The 19,372-nt window shown below is 64.9% G+C and carries 13 protein-coding genes; 7 read left to right on the top strand and 6 right to left on the bottom strand.

All coding sequences use genetic code 11. The features are described 5' to 3' along the window. Positions 1-6 precede the first annotated feature (6 nt). From FZF13_RS27540 to FZF13_RS27530, 3 genes are all read left to right on the top strand, one after another. On the top strand, positions 7-1,464 hold the full coding sequence (locus FZF13_RS27540; protein ID WP_024925482.1) for a sensor histidine kinase: 1,458 nt from the start codon (positions 7-9) through the stop codon (positions 1,462-1,464). A 15-nt stretch (positions 1,465-1,479) separates the two neighbouring features. After that, the gene (locus FZF13_RS27535) at positions 1,480-4,446 is read left to right on the top strand and encodes a bifunctional [glutamine synthetase] adenylyltransferase/[glutamine synthetase]-adenylyl-L-tyrosine phosphorylase (protein WP_137901063.1); all 2,967 of its coding nucleotides are present in this window, start codon (positions 1,480-1,482) and stop codon (positions 4,444-4,446) included. Between the two features lie 62 nt (positions 4,447-4,508). After that, positions 4,509-4,958: an EF-hand domain-containing protein gene (locus FZF13_RS27530; protein ID WP_024925480.1), complete on the top strand. Its 450-nt coding sequence runs from the start codon at positions 4,509-4,511 to the stop codon at positions 4,956-4,958. A 70-nt stretch (positions 4,959-5,028) separates the two neighbouring features. Here FZF13_RS27530 and FZF13_RS27525 read toward each other — a convergent pair whose 3' ends face one another. Both FZF13_RS27525 and pepN read right to left on the bottom strand, forming a co-directional pair. After that, positions 5,029-7,347: a PAS domain-containing sensor histidine kinase gene (locus FZF13_RS27525; protein ID WP_024925479.1), complete on the bottom strand. Its 2,319-nt coding sequence runs from the start codon at positions 7,345-7,347 to the stop codon at positions 5,029-5,031. 176 nt (positions 7,348-7,523) lie between these two features. Continuing rightward, positions 7,524-10,166 (bottom strand): aminopeptidase N, encoded by a 2,643-nt coding sequence (pepN, locus tag FZF13_RS27520; protein ID WP_024925478.1) that lies wholly within the window; start codon positions 10,164-10,166, stop codon positions 7,524-7,526. Positions 10,167-10,318: 152 nt separating this feature from the next. On the opposite strand from pepN, the gene FZF13_RS27515 reads away from it, so the two are divergent. Further along, positions 10,319-12,625, top strand: coding sequence for a xanthine dehydrogenase family protein molybdopterin-binding subunit (locus FZF13_RS27515; protein ID WP_024925477.1), 2,307 nt, complete (start codon positions 10,319-10,321; stop codon positions 12,623-12,625). An 80-nt stretch (positions 12,626-12,705) separates the two neighbouring features. Further along, positions 12,706-13,572 (top strand): DMT family transporter, encoded by an 867-nt coding sequence (locus tag FZF13_RS27510; protein ID WP_395408867.1) that lies wholly within the window; start codon positions 12,706-12,708, stop codon positions 13,570-13,572. Here the strand turns inward: FZF13_RS27510 and FZF13_RS27505 are convergent, their stop codons facing one another. Continuing rightward, positions 13,573-14,391 carry a helix-turn-helix domain-containing protein gene (locus tag FZF13_RS27505; protein ID WP_024925475.1) on the bottom strand — a complete coding sequence of 273 codons (819 nt, stop codon included), beginning with the start codon at positions 14,389-14,391 and terminating at the stop codon, positions 13,573-13,575. It lies immediately after the preceding gene. Between the two features lie 203 nt (positions 14,392-14,594). Between FZF13_RS27505 and FZF13_RS27500 the strand changes: the two genes are divergently transcribed. After that, entirely contained in the window at positions 14,595-14,984 is a 390-nt protein-coding gene (locus tag FZF13_RS27500) for a hypothetical protein (protein WP_024925474.1), read from the top strand. A 75-nt stretch (positions 14,985-15,059) separates the two neighbouring features. On the opposite strand, the gene FZF13_RS27495 is transcribed toward FZF13_RS27500, so the two are convergent. The 3 genes from FZF13_RS27495 to FZF13_RS27485 all read right to left on the bottom strand — a co-directional run bounded on the left by FZF13_RS27495 (position 15,060) and on the right by FZF13_RS27485 (position 17,409). Then, the gene (locus FZF13_RS27495; protein WP_024925473.1) at positions 15,060-15,923 is read right to left on the bottom strand and encodes a uracil-DNA glycosylase; all 864 of its coding nucleotides are present in this window, start codon (positions 15,921-15,923) and stop codon (positions 15,060-15,062) included. Positions 15,924-15,987: 64 nt separating this feature from the next. Then, positions 15,988-16,632: an MATH domain-containing protein gene (locus FZF13_RS27490; RefSeq protein WP_024925472.1), complete on the bottom strand. Its 645-nt coding sequence runs from the start codon at positions 16,630-16,632 to the stop codon at positions 15,988-15,990. Between the two features lie 132 nt (positions 16,633-16,764). Then, positions 16,765-17,409, bottom strand: coding sequence for a hypothetical protein (locus FZF13_RS27485; protein ID WP_024925471.1), 645 nt, complete (start codon positions 17,407-17,409; stop codon positions 16,765-16,767). Positions 17,410-17,636: 227 nt separating this feature from the next. On the opposite strand from FZF13_RS27485, the gene FZF13_RS27480 reads away from it, so the two are divergent. Then, complete coding sequence (locus FZF13_RS27480) at positions 17,637-19,316, top strand: electron transfer flavoprotein-ubiquinone oxidoreductase (protein WP_024925470.1); 1,680 nt, start codon at positions 17,637-17,639, stop codon at positions 19,314-19,316. Positions 19,317-19,372: the final 56 nt, after the last annotated feature.

Here is a 19,372-nt window from a genome sequence, read left to right as displayed (position 1 = left end):
CTGCCTATGGCGCTGACCTTACCGGCCATCATGAGGACGACGGCGGCGCGGCTCTCCGCGCTGTATCTGTTGCTGTTCGCGCTCTGCGCCATGCTTCTGGTCTTCTACATGACCTCGCTGTCGGCGCGCATGCTGACCTCGCAGACGCAGGAGACCATCAACGAGGAAGCGCTGGGCCTTGCCCGCGCCTATCAGCGCGGCGGCCTGCCTTTCCTGGTGCGCACCGTGGAGCGACGCTCGCGGGCGCCGGGCGCCAATCTCTACATGATCGCCGATCCGAACGGACAGATCCTGACCGGCAACGTCCAGAGCATCGAACCCGGCGTGATTGCCCGCGAAGGCTGGACCGAATTGCCGTTCTCCTACGAACGCTACGGCGAGACCGGTGGTGAGCAGTCGCAGGCGGCGGGTGACAGCAGCCATCCTGCTGCCCAGGCCAAGCAGAGCAAGGGGCACAACGCCATTGCGCTGGTGGTGCGCCTGCCCAACCAGATGATTCTTTTGGTCGGCCGCGACATGGGCGAGCCGGAGCAGTTCCGCTCCGTCGTGCGGCGCGCGCTCATGCTGACGCTCGGCATGATGGGGCTGGGTGGCCTGGCGATCTGGTTCTTCGTCGGCCATGCCGCACTAAAACGCATCGACAACGTCTCGGAGGCGAGCCGGCGCATCATGGGCGGCGACCTCACCGGCCGCCTGCCGGTTACCGGTGCCGGCGACGAGTTCGACCGCTTGTCGGAAAACCTCAACGCCATGCTGGCCCGCATCGCCACGCTCAACGAAGGGCTGAAGCAGGTCTCCGACAACATCGCCCATGACCTCAAGACACCGCTGACCAGGCTGCGCAACCGGGCCGAGGCCGTGCTGTCCGGCAAACACAGCGCCGCCGACTACAAGGCGGCGCTGGAGGGCACGATCACCGAGTCCGACCAGCTCATCAAAACCTTCAACGCCATCCTGATGATCTCCAGGCTGGAGGCGGGTTATTCGTCCGAGAACGTCACGCAGGTCGATCTCGCCGCCGCCGTGCGCGACGTCGTCGAGCTCTACGAGCCCGTGGCGGAGGAGGCCGGCGTGATGATCGAGGCAGGGCTGACCGGACCCTATCTGGTCGACGGCAATCGCGAGCTCGTCGGGCAGGCATTATCGAACATCGTTGACAACGCCATCAAATATTCGACCGACGCGACCGCCAAGCCGGTCGTCAAGGTTTCGCTCGAACGCGTCGCCGGCAAGATCATGCTGTCAGTGGCCGACAACGGCCAGGGCATACCGGACGACGCCGACCGGGCGCGGGCCACCGAGCGTTTCGTGCGTCTTGAGAAGAGCCGTTCGCAGCCGGGCTCGGGGCTGGGGCTCAGTCTCGCCAAGGCAATCATGAAATTCCACAAGGGCACCCTTGATCTTAAACCCGCCGATCCCGGACTATGCGTCGTCATGAGCTTTCCCGCGCGGGAAGGTTTCTAGGGGAGAGACGGAATGATGGCAGTCGCGGCGGGCAAGGAAAAGACCAAGGCATTGTGGCGGTTGGAGCCGAAGGCGCGGCTTTCGCCGCTGGATGCCCGGCACGCGCAAGACGAGCTGGCCGACGTTGCCGCCGCTGCAGCCGAGGACGAGCTGCCGCGTCTCGCCCGGTTCCTGTCCGCCAAGGGGCCTGTGCAGGATTTCCTTGCCGCCGTTTTCGACCTTTCTCCCTTCCTGCGCGATCTCGCCCGGCGGCGGCCGCAGATACTCGACGCGCTGTTCGATGAAACCGTCGAGGAGCGGCTCGCGGCGATCGGGCAGGCGATTGCTATGGCTCCCCGTGCCGAGGGCGTTTCGGAACAGAGCCTGATGATGGAGCTTCGCCAGTTCAAGGCGGAGGCGCATTTCCTGATCGCGCTTGCCGAGCTCGCCGGCGTCTCTGAAACGGTGCTCACCGTTCGCCGCCTTTCCAGCCTGGCCGATGCCTCGATCCGCGCTGCGGTCGATTTCCTGCTGCGCGACGCGCATGGGCAGGGCAAGCTGAAGCTGGTCGATCCCGAGAACCCGACGCTGAAATCCGGCTGGGTCCTGCTCGGCATGGGCAAGCTCGGCGCCAACGAGTTGAATTTCTCGTCCGATATCGATCTGGTTGTTTTCTTCGACCCCTTCGCGCCGGCGGTGATCGATCCGCTGGACGCCACGGAACTGTTTTCGCGGCTCACCCGCCGCCTTGTCCGCATCCTGCAGGACCGTACCGAACACGGTTATGTCTTCCGCACCGATCTCAGGCTGCGTCCTGATCCGGGCTCGACGCCGCTGGCCATCCCGGTCGAGGCGGCGCTCAATTATTACGAGGGCAGGGGCCAGAACTGGGAACGCGCCGCCATGATCAAGGCGCGGCCGGTTGCCGGCGACATTGCGGCCGGCGAAGCCTTCCTCAAGGAACTGCAGCCCTATGTCTGGCGCAAATACATGGATTACGCGGCGATCGCCGATGTCCATTCGATCAAACGCCAGATCCATGCGCATAAGGGCCATGGCGAGGTGGCCGTGAAGGGCCACAACGTCAAGCTCGGCCGCGGTGGCATCCGCGAGATAGAATTCTTCGTGCAGACCCAGCAGCTGATCGCTGGCGGCCGTTTTCCGGAACTGCGCGGTCGCGAGACCGTGCCGATGCTGGGCGAACTGGCCGGGCGCAACTGGATCACCGCCGAGGCGCGCGACGTGCTGGCCAACCAGTACTGGTTCCTGCGCCGGGTCGAGCACGCCGTGCAGATGGTGGCCGACGAACAGACCCATATGCTGCCGGAGGACGACGAGGGGCTGGAGCGCATCGCCCGCATGCTGGCTTACAAGGACGCCGAGACCTTCGCCGCAGCCTTTCGCGCCGCGTTGCTACAGGTCGAGGGTCATTACGCCGCTTTGTTCGAGGCGGCGCCGGAGCTTTCGGCCGGCGTCGGCAACCTCGTCTTCACCGGCGATGTCGACGACCCCGACACCTTGCAGACCTTGCATCGCCTGGGCTTCCAGCGCCCGAGCGACATTTGCCGCGTCATCCGCACCTGGCATTTCGGCCGCTACAGGGTGACGCGCTCGGCCGAAGCGCGTGAGCGGTTGACCGAACTGACGCCGGCGCTACTCGAAGCCTTCGGCAAGACGCGCCGCGCCGACGAGGCGTTGATGCGCTTCGACGAGTTTCTCTCCGGCCTGCCCGCCGGCATCCAGCTTTTCTCGCTGCTGCAGTCCAATCCCGGCCTGCTGCGGCTGATGGCGACCATCATGGGCGCGGCACCGCGGCTGGCTGCCATCATCACGCGCCGTCCACATGTGTTCGACGGGCTGCTCGATCCTGCACTTTTGACCGAACTGCCGAACCGCGCCTATTTGTCTGCCCGGCTTGCCGCCTTCATCGATGGTGACCGCGCTTATGAGGACGTGCTCGACCGGTTGCGCATCTTCGCCGCCGAGCAGAAATTCCTGATCGGGGTGCGCCTGCTGGCCGGCTCCATCGACGCCACGCGCGCCGGCCGCGCCTTCTCCGACCTCGCCGACCTCACCATCGGCGCGGCACTCGAAGCGGTCAGCGCCGAATTCGCGCAACGTCATGGCCGCATCGCCGGCGGGCGCGTCGCTTTGCTCGGCATGGGCAAACTCGGCAGCCGCGAACTGACCGCCGGCTCCGATGTCGACCTGATCCTGCTCTACGATCACGACGAGGATGCCGAGGATTCCGATGGCGAGCGGCCGCTGGCGCCGTCGCACTACTTTGCGCGCATGACACAGCGCCTGATCGCCGCCGTCTCGGCGCCGACAGCCGAGGGTGTGCTCTATGAACTCGACCTCAGGTTACGCCCGTCCGGCAATAAGGGGCCGGTGGCGACCCATGTCGGTTCGTTCCGCAAATACCAGCGCCAGGAGGCCTGGACCTGGGAACAGATGGCGCTGACCCGCGCCCGCGCCATCGCCGGCGATGCCTCGCTGGGAGCGGAGCTCGAAGCGGAAGTGGCCGCGATCCTGGCTTTGCCGCGGGATGCCGCCAAGGTGCGTGCCGATGCCGGCGAAATGCGCAAGCTGATCGAAGAGGAGAAGCCGGCGCACGATCTGTGGGACATCAAGCTCATTCCGGGCGGGTTGATCGATCTCGAATTCATCGCGCAGGTGGCGACGATCACCGGCCGCCTCACCGGTGCCGAACGCACGCCGGGCACCGCCGAGACGCTGGCGCGGCTGGCGCCCGACTATGCCGATGCGACCACGACGCGCGAGCTCTGCGACGCATATTCGCTCTATTTGTCGGTTACCCAGATGATCAGGTTGTGCCTCACCAGCGCCTTCGACAAGAACGATGTGCCGCCCGGTCTGGCCGACCTTCTTCTGGCAGCAACCGATCTGCCGGATTTCGGGGTGCTGGAAGCGCACCTCAAGGAGACGTCGCAAAAGGTGCGGAAGGATTTCGACCTTTTGCTGCGTGGGAAGCGGTCATGAGGCACTGACACCTCGCGCCCCTTCCCGAAGCATCGGGGGTAACGATGCAACAGGAGATACCGATGAGAAAATCGACAAAACTGGCATTTGCGTTCGTGGCCCTGGCCGGTGTGGTTGGCACGGCCGCTTATGCGCAGGAAAAGGGCGACGGCATGCGCGACGGTGTCCGCATGCGTCTGCAGAAGGCGTTGAAGGATAACGACGGCGGCATCACTTTCGACCAGTTCGAGGCGGCGATGAACCCGCAACTGACGAAGATCCTCGCCGACAATGGCGGCAAGGTCACCGTTGAACAGCTTGCCGCGGCGCTCGAAAAAGCCCGCTTCGAGCAGATGGCCAAGCGCATCATCTCCCGCTACGACACTAAGGGTGATGGCGTCCTGACCCAGGAAGATGTCACTGCCCGCCAGAAGAAGGTCTTCGCGCTGCTCGACAAGAACAACGACGGCAAGATCGAGAAGAACGAATTGCCGAAGGGTGGCCGCGGCCACCGCCTCGAAGGCGCGGAGTAAGCGCGGTCGATGAAGCGAGCACGCCGGCGACGGAAGTCGCCGGCCATTGCCTGACGGGCATTGCGGAAAGTTAGGCCGCCGCCTTCACCGGCTGCTGCGCCTTGCGGATCGGGATGCGCACCGAAACGATGGTGCCGGTTCCTTCCGTGGAGCGGATCTTCAACGCGCCGCCATGCAGTTCGGCCAGCGAGCGCGAGATGGCGAGCCCGAGACCGGAACCGGTGTGGTTCTTGGAAAACTGGTTCTGCACCTGTTCGAACGGCCGGCCGAGCTTGCCAAGCGCCGTCTTCGGAATGCCGCAGCCATTGTCCTCGATGGTCAGCGTCAGCGCGCCCGACGCATTGCGCGCCCTGACCACGATATGCCCGCCCTGGCCGGTGAACTTGACGGCGTTGGACAGGAGATTGATGACGATCTGCTTGATGGCGCGGCGGTCGGCCACCAGCGTCAGGCTGTCGGCGATGCGCGTTTCCACGGTGATCGACTTCTGCGCGGCCTGCAGCGACACCACCCGCACCGTTTCGCTGATCAGCGGGTTGAGATCGATCTCCTCGCGGTCGATCGAGAACTGGCCGGCCTCGATCTTCGACATGTCGAGAATGTCGTTGATGACGCCGAGCAGATATTTGCCGGACGAATTGATGTCGGTGGCATATTCGTCGTAGCGCGACGAGCCGAGCGGCCCGAACAGCCCCTGTTCCATCAGCTCCGAGAAGCCGATGATAGCGTTGAGCGGCGTGCGCAGCTCATGCGACATGTTGGCCAGGAACTCCGACTTGGCCTGGTTCGCGGCCTCGGCGCGGTCCTTCTCGCGGATGTATTTGCGGTTCAGCTCCACCAGTTCGCGGGCGCGCTCTTCTTCGGCGCGGCGGGCGAGACTGAGGTCGTGGATCGTCGCCATCAACCGGCGCTCGCTGTCCATCAGCTTGTCCTGATGCTGCTTGATCTGGGTGATGTCCGAGCCGACCGAGACGGTGCCGCCGTCGCGGGTCTTCAATTCGTTCACCTGCAGCCAGCGGCCGTCGCCAAGCTGCCGCTCGATGCTCACGCCGCCATTCGGACCGTTGGTGTTGGCCAGCCGCCGCTCCGAGGCGAAGGCCAGCATGCGTTCCTCGATCTCGGTGCGCTCGGTGCCGGGCATGACGCTGCGGTCCGACAGGCCGTTGTCGTACTGGAACTTGGAATTGCACATCACCAGCCGCTCGGCCGCATCCCACAGCACGAAGGATTCGTTGATGTTCTCGATCGCGGTGCGCAGGCGCAGGTCCGCGGCCTCCGAGCGCAGTGCCAGATGGCGCTGCTCGGTGACGTCGACGGCAATGCCGATGAGCTGGATTTCGGGCGCGTCCGGGTCCATCACCTGCGCCCTGGCGCGCATCCACACCCATTGGCCATTGGCATGGCGCATGCGGAAGACCTGGTCGATCTGGTCGATTTCGCGGGCGACGATGCGTTCGGCCAGTTCGAACAGATTGCCGTCCTCGGGATGGATGATCTCGTCGACCTCGCCGAAGGACAGCATCGTCTCGCAGGGCTCGTAGCCCAGCATGTCGTACATCGAGCGCGACCAGTACATCTTGCCGCGCACCATGTCCCAGTCCCACAAGCCGCAACGGCCCCTGACCAGCGCCATGTCGATGCGCTGCAGCGATTCTGCCAGGATGCGGTCGGCGCTCTTAGCGCGCGTCACCTGGCAGAAATAGGCGTAGAGCACGACGAGCAGCACGCCGGCGGTCAGCACGAACAGCGTCACATTGAGCGAGACGGCCTTGCGCCATTCGACGAAGACGGCGTCCTGCGGCACCAGCACGGCGGCGGCGCCCTTGCCATCGGGTCTCAGATCGACGGCGGCGTACCAGTTCTGCTCGCCGATCTGCACGTCGAGCACGCCGGCGCGTTCGCCGAACAGGAACAGAGGCTGTCCGCCGGACACGACCGTATCCAGCGCGCGGCCCTGCCAGCGCGTCGATTTGGGCGATACCGCCAGCACCTTGAAGTTCCGGTCGGTCAGCGCCAGCACATGGTCGGGGCTGAGCGAGCCCTGGCGCACGGCCTCTTCGATCAGGTCCTGCGGGTCGCTGGCGCCGCTAGCCGGACCGGACTTCGCCAGTTCGCCGGCTGCGAGTGTCAGGATCGCCTTGGCGTTGCGGTCGATCTCGTCGTGCCAGTTCATCAGCGACAGGCAGCGCAGGCCGGCGATGGCAATGAGAAACAGGATGATGAGCGAGGGGATCAGCCGGCGCAGAACCGGCTCGGCGGCGAGCAACTGGCCGTAGGTCGGAGCAGAGATGAGCCGGGCATTGCCTGCGAAGGCGCCACCGCGTCGCGATTGCCCGCGCCGCTCAAAAGCTGTCCGTCCGGGCGCGCGCAACGCGTCCGCCTTGGCCATTGACTGGCTCTCCCCAAAAACCCCGATGATGACCCGGTTACACCGCACTTCCGAATCGTCACTAAAGAATCAAAGGTGATTCGCCTTGTCCAGTGGGCGGGGAGAAAATATTAAAGATTTAATAAATTTGACCGGCGTTTTCTGTATCGCCGGCCAAAGCTTCCACTTGGGCCGGTTCAGGCCAGCGTGCGCTCGATGATGTCCTTCAGATCGGCCGAGAGCTTTTCCACCTTGAGGATCGACACCAGCGCCTCGCGCGCCTTGCCCTGGCGCACCGGTTCCAGCGACCGCCAGGAGCGCATCGCGGTGGCGAGCCGCGCCGCGACCTGTGGATTGCGCTTCTCCACCTCCAGCACCGTCTCGGCAAAGAAGCGGTAACCCTCGCCGTCGGCGCGGTGGAAGCCGGTCTGGTTGGCGCCGGCGAAGGTGCCGATGAGCGAACGGACGCGGTTCGGGTTGCCGATCGAGAAGGCGGGATGCGCGGTCAGCCCACGCACGGTGTCCAACGCGGCGGGTCCCGGCGCGCTGGCCTGGATCAGGAACCATTTGTCCATCACCAGCGCGTCGCTGGAATATTCGTTTTCGAACCGCGCCAGTGCATCCACGGCCTGCGGCGTGCCGGCATGGCGATGCGCCAGCGCGGTCAGGCCGGCGGCGCGATCGGTCATGTTGGTGGCGCTGGCGAAGTGCAGGGCGGCGAATTCGGCGCCGCCTGGCAGCAGCGCCAGATAGTCGAGCAGCACGTTGCGCAGGGCGCGCCGTCCGGCGCCGTCGGCGTCGGGCCGGAACGGACCATCGCTGTTCAATTCAGCGTAGAGCTGCCTGAAACCCTCTTCATTGACCGTCGCGATCGACCGGGCCAGCGCTTCCCGTGCGGCGAAGATCGCGTCCGGGTCGATGCCCTTGCCGATCTCGCGGGCGATGTCGGCTTCGGCGGGAAGCGTCAGCGCCAGGGCGCGGAAGGCCGGCTCCAGCGACGCATTTGCGGCGATGCGGCCGGCAAGCTCGCCGAGCGAGGCGGCGAACTCCGGCTGCCTGTTGCCGAGCATGCGGCGGAAGCCGGCAATCAGCGCGTCGGTGAGCAGCGTGTTGAAGGCCTGCCAGCGCGAGAAGGCGTCGCCGTCATTGCCGGCGAGGAAGATCCGGTCCTCGGGCTTCTGCTCCAGCGACAGCGTGATCGGCGCGGAAAAGCCTCGGTTCAGCGACAGCACCGGCCGTTCGCTGAGGCCTTTGAAAACCACTGTCTGCCGGCGCTTGTGCAGGTGAAGGACGCCGTCTTCCACCGTGGCGCCGCTCACCTCGCCAAAAGCGAGGTCTTCACCATCGGGGCCAACAAGCCCGAAGGCCAGCGGAATGTGCATCAGCCGCTTGCGGCTCTCCGACGGCGTCGGCGGCGACGACTGTTCGATCTCCAGCGTGAACTCGTGGGTGCTTGCGTTGTAGGCAGAACTCACCGTCACATGCGGCGTGCCGGCCTGGTGATACCAGAGCGCGAATTGCGACAGGTCCTGGCCGGAAACGTCCTCGAACACTTTCAGGAAGTCGTCGATGGTGGCGGCGTCGCCGTCATGGCGCTCGAAATAGAGGTCCATGCCGGCGCGGAACATCTCGGCGCCCAGGATGGTGCGGATCATGCGCACCACTTCCGAGCCCTTCTCGTAGACGGTCGCCGTGTAGAAGTTGTTGATCTCGCGGTAGCGGCGCGGCCTCACCGGATGCGCCAGCGGCCCCTGATCCTCCGGGAACTGGTGCGCGCGCAGCGTGCGCACTTCGGCGATACGCTTGACCGGGCGCGAACGCTGGTCGGCCGAGAATTCATGGTCGCGATAAACGGTCAGCCCTTCCTTCAGGCAGAGCTGGAACCAGTCGCGGCAAGTGATTCTGTTGCCTGTCCAATTGTGGAAATATTCATGCGCGATGATCGCCTCGATATTGGCGAAATCGGCGTCGGTCGCGGTCTGTTGGTCGGCCAGAACATATTTGTCGTTGAAGATGTTGAGGCCCTTGTTCTCCATCGCGCCCATGTTGAAGTCGGAGACGGCGACGATGTTGAAGACGTCGAGGTCGTATTCGCGGCCGAACTTTTCCTCGTCCCATGTCATCGAGCGCTTGAGGGCGTCCATCGCATAGCTGGCCAGCGCTTCCTTGCCGTGCTCGACATAGATGCCGAGTTCGACCTTGCGGCCGGACATGGTGGTGAATTCGTCTGCCAGCCTGCCGAGATCGCCAGCCACCAGCGCGAACAGGTAGGAGGGCTTGGGGAAGGGGTCGTGCCATTCGGCGAAGTGGCGGCCGCCGGCAAGTTCGCCATGGCGGACCGGGTTGCCGTTGGACAACAGCAGCGGTGCCTCGGCCTTGGGCGCCTCGATGCGCACCGTGTAGACCGACAGGATGTCGGGCCGATCGAGGAAATAGGTGATGCGCCGGAAACCCTCGGCCTCGCATTGCGTGCAATAGACGCCGTTCGAACGGTAGAGCCCCATCAGGGCGCTATTGGCCGACGGGTTCACCTCGGTCTCGATGGTCAGGCTGAAGCGTGCGGCTGGCGGAGCAAGGATCGTCAGCTGGTCGGGCGTTACCGCATAGGCGGCCTCTTTCAGCGGCTTGCCATCGATCTCGACGCGGACCAGCTTCAGCTCGTCGCCGTCGAGCAGCAGCGGCGTGCCCGCGGCCACGCCTTGCCGGCGTTCCACCGTCAATGTCGCCACAACCCTGGTTGCGTCCGGTGCAAGTGCGAAAGCCATGTCGATGGCGGGGATGAGATAGTCGCTTGGACGGTAGTCTTCGAGCTTGAAGACCTGGCCGGTGTCTGTGCGCATCCGTGGCTTTCCTGAAAGGCTGGCGAGACCAGCAGACGCTGGTTCAAGATTATTGAGGTTGCGGCTCTTTACACGAAACCACCCCTCGACAAAACTGGCGGTAGGTCTATCTCAACCTGATCCATCCTTTCGCCATCCGCTGCGAGGTTCCCATGACGGCCGTCACTCCGAAATTCGGGATGGGCGCCGCGGTCCGCCGCGTCGAAGACGTCAGCTTCATCACGGGCCGCGGTCGCTATACCGACGATATTCGCCCAGACGGTGTCCTGCACGGCTACGTGTTGCGCTCGCCGGCGGCCAAGGCGCGCTTTTCCATCGGCTCGACCGAGGCCGCTAAGGCTGCGCCCGGCGTGCATCTGGTGCTGACCGGCGCCGATCTCGGTCATCTGCGGGCTTTGCGTTCCACGGTGATGCAGCCGCAGCCGGACGGCACGCGCGCGCCGACGCGCGACATCCCGATCCTGTGCCATGATCAGGTCAACTATGTCGGCGATGCCGTGGCTTTCGTCGTCGCCGATAGCCGGGCGCTGGCGCAGGACGCTGCCGAACTGATCGAGGTCGATTACGACAGCCTGGACGCCGCCGGCGCCACCGCGACGGCGCTCGATGCCGGAACACCGCTGGTTTGGCCCGAACTCGGCTCGAACCGCGCCTACGCCTATCATATCGGTGACAAGGCCAAGACCGACGCCGCTTTCGCCCGCGCCAAGCGGGTCACCCGCATCGACTTCGTCAACAACCGGCTGATCTGCAACTATATGGAGGCGCGGGCCGCCATCGGCGAATGGAATGCCGATGAGGATCGCTTCGTTCTGACCACCGGCTCGCAGGGCGTGCATTCGATGCAATATGTGGTGGCCGGCGTCTTCGGCATCGGTCGCGACAAGCTGCGCGTCATCACCCCCGATGTCGGCGGCGGCTTCGGTCCGAAGGCTTTCGCGTACCGCGAACACGTGCTTGTGCTGGAGGCGGCCAAGCGGCTTGGCACGCCGGTCAAATGGACAGGCGACCGCACCGAACATTTCCTGACCGACGCGCATGGCCGCGATAACCTCGCCACCGCGGAAATGGCGATGGACGGCGAGGGGCGTTTCCTCGGCTTGCGCATCGGCCTCACCGCCAATCTCGGCGCCTATGTTTCGCAATACGGTCCCTACATTCCCGTCGTCGGCGTTTCGATGTCGACCGGCGTCTATGACATCCAGGCGCTCGATGTTTCGGTGACCGCCGTCTACACCAACACCACGCCCGTCGACGCCTATCGCGGCGCCGGCCGGCCCGAGGCGGCATTGCTGATCGAGAAGCTGGTCGACGCCTGCGCGCACGACCTCGGCCTGCCGGTCGAGGAGATCCGCCGCCGCAACTTCATCCGCCCACAGCAGATGCCCTATCGCACCCAGACAGGCAGGCTCTACGACACTGGTGAATTCGAGGGCCACATGAGCCAGGCCATGCAACGGGCTGCGTGGACTCAATTTTCAGAACGGCTGGAGGACGCAAAACGGCGCGGCAGGATACGCGGCATCGGCATGGCCACCTATGTCGAGGCCTGCGCCTTCCCCGGTTCCGAGCCGGCCCATGTCGAGCTGAATGGCGACGGCACGGTGACGTTGAAGATCGGCACGCAGTCCAACGGCCAGGGCCACGCCACGGCCTATGCGCAGTTCCTGGCCGACAAGCTCAACCTGCCGATCGACAGGATCCACGTTCGACAGGGCGACACCGACGAATTGAAGGCCGGCGGCGGCACCGGCGGTTCGCGCTCGATCCCGCTCGGCGGTGTTTCCACCGCGCGTGCCGGCGAAGACCTCGCCGAGAAGATCAGGCGCATTGCCGCCGACGAGATGGAGGCGGCCGCCGCCGACATCGAGCTCGAGGGCGGCATGGCTCGCATCGTCGGCACCGACCGGTCGATGGATTTCGCGGCGATTGCCAAGGCGGCCAAGCGACCGGACGATCTGCGCGGCTTCGGCGAATTCCTGCAGGACGAATGCACCTATCCCAACGGCACGCATATCTGCGAGGTCGAGATCGATCCCGACACCGGCGCCACCGCGATTACGCGTTACACCATCGTCGACGATTTCGGCGTAACGGTGAACCCGCTGCTTCTGGCCGGGCAGGTGCATGGCGGCGTCGTGCAGGGCATCGGCCAGGCGCTCACCGAAGACACGGTCTACAGCGAGGACGGGCAATTGCTGACCGCCAGTTTCATGGATTACGCCATGCCGCGCGCCGACACCGTGCCGTCCTTCCATTTCGAGACCCGCAACGTGCCGTCGACCACCAATGCGCTCGGCATCAAGGGGGCAGGCGAGGCCGGCACCATCGGCGCTACGCCGGCGACGCTCAATGCCGTCACCGACGCGCTCTACCGCGCCTACGGCATCAGGCACATCGACATGCCGGCAACTCCGTCGCGCATCTGGGGAGCGATCCAGGACGCTGGCATGCAGTGACATCGGACGCATCGTCCGGCCAGCAGCGCACGCTGGTCGGCATCACATTCAAAATCTGTTCAGTCGCCGTCTTCGTAGCGATGTCGTCGCTGATCAAGGCCGCCGGTGAACTGCCGGCCGGCCAGATCGTCTTCTTCCGCTCCTTCTTCGCTATTTTTCCGATCCTGATCTTCCTCGGTTTCCGGCACGAGCTGCGCACCGCCTTCTCCACGAAACGGCCGCTCAACCACATCGCGCGCGGCGTGGTCGGCGTCAGCGCCATGGGTTTCGGCTTCTTCGCGCTGACCCGGCTGCCACTGCCCGAGGCGATCACGCTGAACTATGCCCAGCCGCTGCTGGTCGTGGTGTTCAGCGCGATCTTCCTTGGCGAAACCATCCGCATCTACCGCTGGGGCGCGGTGGCGGTCGGGCTGGTTGGCGTGCTCATCATCTCCTGGCCGACCCTGACGCTGCTGCGCTCGGGCGCCGCACTTGGCGACCAGGAAGTCCTCGGCGTCATCGCCGCCTTCATCGCCGCCGCGATTTCGGCGGTCGCCATGCTTCTGGTACGCAGCCTCGTTCACAGCGAGCGCACCGCCACCATCGTCCTGTGGTTTTCGCTGACCGCCAGCGTGGTAGCATTGCTGACGGTGCCGTTCGGCTGGCAGGCGCTAGCCACCCGTCAAGTGTTGCTGCTCATCCTTGCCGGCTTCTGCGGCGGGCTCGGGCAGATATTGATGACCTCGGCCTATCGCCACGCCGAGGCGTCGGTGGTGGCGCCGTTCGAATACACGTCCATGCTCTTGTCGATCGTCGTCGGCTATTTCGCGTTCGGCGACGTGCCCACCCTGCACATGCTGGTGGGCGGCGCCATCGTGGTCGCCGCTGGCCTGTTCATCATCCTGCGTGAGCGGCAGCTCGGCCTCGAACGCGCCGCCTCGCGCAAGGCGTCGCAACCGCCCGGCTGATCAGGCCTTGCCGACTGCCTTTGTGCGTTCGAGCGCAAGGCAGGCCAGCGCGTGGCGCGTCTCTTCGTCGGCCGGGAAAAAGGTCTCGATGGCGAGTTCCGACAGCGTCACGTCGAGCGGTGTGCCGAACACCGTGGTGGTGCTGATGAAGGACAGCACGGTGCCGTCCAGCTTCAGCCGCAGCGGGTGCACGAAGGCGTTGGCCTCCGGTTTCGGTGCCCGCGTGGCGGACAGGACGGGATAGGAGCGCAGCTCCTCCTCTAGTTTCTCCAAAACAGGGTCGGCCGAAGCCGCAACCTGCTGCTTCAGCCGTTCAAGCAGATGCGCGCGCCATTCCGCGAGGTTGACGATGTTGGGCGCGACGCCCTTGGGGTGCAGGCTGAGCCGCAACACGTTCACCGGCGCCTCGAGCAGGGCAGGATCGGTGACGCCGGCAAGCAGCGGCGCCAGTGCCGCGTTCGCGGAAATCAGGTTCCAGTGGCGGTCGACTGCGAGCGCCGGGAACGGTTCATGCCCCTTCAGCACCAGCTTCACCGCGTCCATGGCCGGTGCCAGGTCGGGATCGGAAAGCTTGCGCTCCGAGAAGGACGGAGCGAACCCGGCAGCCAACAGGATCTGGTTGCGCTGTCTGAGCGGCACCGCCAGCTGCTCGCTCAGCCGCAGCACCATGTCGCGAGAGGGCATGGCGCGGCCGCTTTCTACGAAGGAGAGGTGCCGCTGCGAGATTTCCGCCTCCATGGCGAGGTCGAGCTGGCTCATGCGGCGGCGGGTGCGCCATTCGCGGATCAGGCTGCCGGCTGAGGTTTCGGGCGTGGTCATCGTGGTCTTTTCTTTCTTGTCGCGCGGACGGCGGGCAATGCAGGCCAGCAGCGCGTTGAAGCTCCTCGGATGGCTGCAAATCTATGATCGGAAGAAAGTTATTTCCATTACCTGGCGCGTAATCGCCAGGCATGAACGGCCTTGGCATTGTCCGGTCATCAGATGCCGGAACGGTCCGCCGCATCACCAACAGGAGAAAGCCAATGCCGATCACTGTCACCCCGTTCCTCCGCAACGTGCTGCTGCTTGATGCCGTCGCCACGGGCGCCACTGCCGTCCTGGCGCTTGCCGGCGCGTCGTTGCTCGGCCCGCTGCTCGGCATTCCTTCCGGCCTGCTGTTTTGGGCGGGCGTTGCCCTGGTGCCTTTCGTGGCGATGGTCTTCGCCGTGTCGCGCCGTCAGACGGTGTCGCGGGCCATGCTGGTCGAGATCATCGCCATCAACGTGCTCTGGGTCGTCGCCAGCTTCGGCTTGCTCGTCTCGGGCGCCATCTCGCCGAACCTGCTCGGCATCGCCTTCGTCAGCGCCCAGGCCGTGGCGGTCGCGCTGTTCGCCGAGCTGCAATATGTCGGGCTGCGCCGTCAGCCTGCCTGAGAATGAACTGGCCAAAGTGCCGAACAAATCATGCGCCGAGAACCGGATACGGGTCGCGGCGCTTGGTTTTTGTCGTCAGGCGAGGGAGCGCAGCTTGATCTTGGCTTCGACGAAATCGCGCCAGGCCAGGCGCTTGTGGGCGGGCGTGCGCAGCAGATAGGCCGGGTGCAGCGTCGGCATCGCGGGAATGGCGGTGCCGCTGGCCGTCATATGGACGCGCCAGTTGCCGCGCAGCCTCAGAATCCCCTCGGTGGTGTTGAGCAGGGTTTTCGCCGAAGGCCCGCCCAGATTGATCAGCACCTTCGGATTGACCAGCTCGATCTGGCGCTCGATGAACGGACGGCAGATTTCGGTCTCGTGCGGCGTCGGCGTGCGGTTGCCCGGCGGACGCCAAGGGATGACATTGGCGATATAGGCCGAGCTGCGGTCGAGGCCGATGGCCTTCAGCATGCGGTCGAGCAGCTGGCCGGAACGGCCGACGAAGGGCAGGCCTTCCAAATCCTCGTCGCGGCCAGGCGCTTCGCCCACCAGCATCAGCGCCGCATTGGGGTTCCCATCGGCGAAGACCAGGTTCTTGGCGGTGAATTTAAGGTTGCAGCCGTCGAAGCCGGCCATGGCCTGTCGCAGTTCGTCCAGCGTCGAGGCCTGGGCAGCAAGCTGGCGCGCCAGGGCCGCCTGCGCCTCATCCGGCACGCTCGCTGAGGGTTGCGCCGGCATGGGCGGGGGCGCCGACCGTGCGGCTGGCGCCGGGGCCGCGCGCGTCGGAGCCGTCGCTTCACTGGCTTGCGCCGCTGCAATCGGCGCAGCGTTGACGGCCTGCCGCGCTTCGGCGAAGCGGTCGATCGGCTCGTCGCTCAGCGCTTCATCCACGCCGGCTTCGGCATAGAAGGCGAGCAGCCCGTAAAGGTCCGCGCCATGGTCGAGATTGGGGGCAGTCATGCCGGCACCATCTGCCGGCCGGCCGCGATTTGCAAGAGCGGAGCCCGCGCGAAGAGGCCGCTGTTCACATCACCGGCACGCGCGGTTCCTGCAGGATGTAGATCGCCAGGCGTGGCGTGTAGTCGGTCACCAGATATTCGAATTCCGCGACATGCTTGGGGTCGACCTGGCCCTTCTTGAACAGAAGCCGGTCATAGGGGCGCAGCTCCCGGTGGTATTGGGCATAAGTGCTGGAGTGGATGTTGTCGGGGGTCACGTTGCGCTGGTCGAAGGAAAGACCGTCGGTGTCGTCGCTCGGCTGGCCGAGAACCGACTGCAGTTCGAATTCGAACTCCACCCACGGTTCGCCGCTGTTGTTGAGCGCGTTGATGCGCAGATAGAGCTGCCCCGAGGCATAGTCGCCGGAAGGATCGAAGGGCACGATCGGGCGGGTGGTGCGGATGGTCAGCGTCACGGGCTCGGGCGAATCCAGCTCCTCGTCGATCACGATGGGATCGGTGCGCGTGCCCTTGCCGGAAGCGCCCGAGATGCGGAAACCGCCGAGTTCGTCCGAGACGGCGTAGGGGCCGCACGGCCACGCCTTGTGTTCGCCGGCATGGCTGTGAGGTGCTGATACTGCAAGGAAACCGGGAAGGATCGCCAGGCTCGCAAGGCGCCGGGCGGTGGGAAGGCACCAAGCTGGAAACCACCTCTGGCCGGTGCTGCGCATGACGCAAGTATGACTGATTGCGGGCTTTTCGGAAAGCGGCGCGCCGCGTCGGCCTCGCACTATGCTGACAAGGCCCTGCGGCCACCCTTCGGGCCGGCCGCCGCCAGGGTCTCGCAGGGTGGAAACAATCGTTCAGGTCGAGGGAATGCGCGGGTCCTGCACGATGTAGAAGGCCCAGCGCGGCGTATAATCGGTGATCAGGAATTCGAACTCGCCGGACTTTTTCGGGTCGATCTTGCCCTGCGAGAACAGCAGGCGGTCATAGGGCTCCAGCAGCCGCTCGAATTTGGCGAAGTTGGACGACGAGACATGCTCCGGCTCGGGGTCGCGCTGGTCGAAGGAGAGGCCATCGCTGAATGTGCTCGGCTCGCCCAGTATCTTCTGCAGCTCGAACTGGAATTCCTGCCAGGGATGGCCGCTGTTGTTCATCGTGACGACACGCATGTAGAGGATGCCGCTGACATAGTCTCCGGACGGATCGAACGGGATGACCGGGCGGATCGCCCTGATGGTCAGGGTAATCGGCGTCGCCGACCTCAGCTCTTCCTGGATGACGATCGGGTCCTGCCGCGTGCCCTTGCCGGAAACGCCGGTGATGCGGAAACCGCCCAGCTCGTCGGAGAAGGAATAGGGGCCGCTGTCCCAGACCTTTTGCTTGTCCTGCGCCGCGCCAGTCGAGATCGTCAGGAGAAAACCGAGGATGGCCGCCGGCCATAGTCGGCCTGGGGCAGGGGATAGGCGCGATAATGTTAAGCCGGCTGGCCCACGACTGCGCATGAACAGGACTATGACCGATATCCGGTTCCGCGAAAAGCTCCCGTTTTCAAGGGTTGCGCTCTATTTGACGTTTACGTGAACGTCAAATATTCTGCGCCAACGTGAAGCTTTGCCGGCCGGCGGAACGGTGCTGTCGTTGCGAGCCGGTTTCGCGTCGCGGAATGATGCGCTATGGAGCGCATGAGCCAGCAAGATGCCGGAACGGCAAGCCAGTGCGGAGGGACCTGATGAGCGAGATCGAACGGGAGAGCATGGAATTCGACGTGGTGATCGTCGGCGCGGGGCCGGCGGGGCTCGCCGCGGCGATCCGGCTCAAGCAGGTCAACCCCGATCTTTCCGTTGTCGTCCTGGAAAAGGGCGGCGAGGCCGGCGCCCACATCTTGTCCGGTGCCGTCGTCGACCCGATCGGCATCGACCGCCTTCTGCCCGGCTGGCGCGAGGAGAGCGACCACCCTTTCAAGACCGAGGTGACGGCTGATCATTTCCTGGTTCTGGGACCGGCCGGTTCCTTCCGCCTGCCGAACATCCTGATGCCGCCGCTGATGAACAATCACGGCAACTACATCGTCTCCCTCGGCAACGTCTGCCGCTGGCTGTCCGGCAAGGCCGAGGCGCTCGGCGTCGAAATCTATCCGGGCTTCGCCGCCGCCGGGCTGCTCTATAACGAAGAGGGCGCGGTCACCGGCGTCTACACCGGCGACATGGGCGTCGAGAAAGACGGTTCGCATGGCCCGAACTTCGCGCCCGGCATGGCGCTGATGGGCAAATATGTGCTGATCGGCGAAGGCGCGCGCGGCTCGCTCGCCAAGCAGCTCATCGCCAAATACAACCTCGCCGAAGGCCGCGAGCCCGCCAAGTTCGGCATCGGCCTGAAGGAACTCTGGCAGGTCAAGCCGGAGAACCACAAGCTCGGCCTCGTCCAGCATTCCTTCGGCTGGCCGCTCGACATGAAGACCGGCGGCGGCTCCTTCCTCTATCACCTGGAAGACAATCAGGTTGCGGTCGGCTTCGTCGTGCACCTGAACTACAAGAACCCTTATCTGTCGCCGTTCGAGGAATTCCAGCGTTTCAAGACGCATCCGGCGATCGCGCCGACCTTCGCCGGAGCCAAGCGCATCGGCTATGGCGCGCGCGCCATCACCGAGGGCGGCTGGCAGTCGGTGCCGAAGATGTCCTTCCCCGGCGGCGTGCTGATGGGCTGCGCGGCCGGCCTCGTCAACGTGCCGCGCATCAAGGGTTCTCACAACGCCGTCCTGTCCGGCATGCTGGCGGCCGAGCACGTCGCGGAAGCCATCGCCACCGGCAGGGCCAATGACGAACTGGCCTCTTATGAAGAAGCCTGGCGCGGCACCGACATCGGCAAGGACTTGAAGAAGGTTCGCAACGTCAAGCCGTTGTGGTCGCGTTTCGGCACCATCGTCGGCGTTGGCCTCGGTGGCCTCGACATGTGGCTGAACACGCTGTTCGGCGTCTCGCCCTTCGGCACGCTGAAGCACGGCAAGACCGACGCCGCCGCGCTCGAGCCGGCATCGAAGCACCAGAAGATCGTCTATCCGAAACCGGACGGCGTGCTGACCTTCGACCGACTGTCGTCTGTCTTCCTGTCGGGCACCAACCATGAGGAGGACCAGCCGGTCCATCTCCAGGTCAAGAACCCGGCCTTGCAGGTGAGTTCGGAGCACGACGTCTTCGGCGGACCGTCGACGCGTTATTGTCCGGCGGGCGTCTATGAATGGGTCGACGCGGAAGGCAATGCCGCCGCTGATCCGACGGCCAAGGATGTGCGCTTCGTCATCAACGCCCAGAACTGCGTGCACTGCAAGACGTGCGACATCAAGGACCCGAACCAGAACATCAACTGGGTGCCGCCGCAGGGTGGCGAGGGGCCGGTCTATCAGAACATGTAGTTGGGGACTAAGGCGCTATGGGGCACCTTAGCGCCTTAATTCGACCGCAGAGACGT

This window comes from Mesorhizobium terrae, assembly GCF_008727715.1.
Lineage (GTDB): Bacteria > Pseudomonadota > Alphaproteobacteria > Rhizobiales > Rhizobiaceae > Mesorhizobium > Mesorhizobium terrae.
This window is presented reverse-complemented; position numbering and strand designations above follow the sequence as displayed.

What these genes read in the sequence shown, in the direction of transcription:
- FZF13_RS27540 (WP_024925482.1), top strand. Translation starts at nt 7, where the DNA reads ATGGCGCTGACCTTACCGGCCATCATGAGGACGACGGCGGCGCGGCTC.
- FZF13_RS27535 (WP_137901063.1), top strand. Translation starts at nt 1,480, where the DNA reads ATGGCAGTCGCGGCGGGCAAGGAAAAGACCAAGGCATTGTGGCGGTTG.
- FZF13_RS27530 (WP_024925480.1), top strand. Translation starts at nt 4,509, where the DNA reads ATGAGAAAATCGACAAAACTGGCATTTGCGTTCGTGGCCCTGGCCGGT.
- FZF13_RS27525 (WP_024925479.1), bottom strand. Translation starts at nt 7,347, where the DNA reads ATGGCCAAGGCGGACGCGTTGCGCGCGCCCGGACGGACAGCTTTTGAG.
- pepN (WP_024925478.1), bottom strand. Translation starts at nt 10,166, where the DNA reads ATGCGCACAGACACCGGCCAGGTCTTCAAGCTCGAAGACTACCGTCCA.
- FZF13_RS27515 (WP_024925477.1), top strand. Translation starts at nt 10,319, where the DNA reads ATGACGGCCGTCACTCCGAAATTCGGGATGGGCGCCGCGGTCCGCCGC.
- FZF13_RS27510 (WP_395408867.1), top strand. Translation starts at nt 12,706, where the DNA reads ATGTCGTCGCTGATCAAGGCCGCCGGTGAACTGCCGGCCGGCCAGATC.
- FZF13_RS27505 (WP_024925475.1), bottom strand. Translation starts at nt 14,391, where the DNA reads ATGACCACGCCCGAAACCTCAGCCGGCAGCCTGATCCGCGAATGGCGC.
- FZF13_RS27500 (WP_024925474.1), top strand. Translation starts at nt 14,595, where the DNA reads ATGCCGATCACTGTCACCCCGTTCCTCCGCAACGTGCTGCTGCTTGAT.
- FZF13_RS27495 (WP_024925473.1), bottom strand. Translation starts at nt 15,923, where the DNA reads ATGACTGCCCCCAATCTCGACCATGGCGCGGACCTTTACGGGCTGCTC.
- FZF13_RS27490 (WP_024925472.1), bottom strand. Translation starts at nt 16,632, where the DNA reads ATGCGCAGCACCGGCCAGAGGTGGTTTCCAGCTTGGTGCCTTCCCACC.
- FZF13_RS27485 (WP_024925471.1), bottom strand. Translation starts at nt 17,409, where the DNA reads ATGCGCAGTCGTGGGCCAGCCGGCTTAACATTATCGCGCCTATCCCCT.
- FZF13_RS27480 (WP_024925470.1), top strand. Translation starts at nt 17,637, where the DNA reads ATGAGCGAGATCGAACGGGAGAGCATGGAATTCGACGTGGTGATCGTC.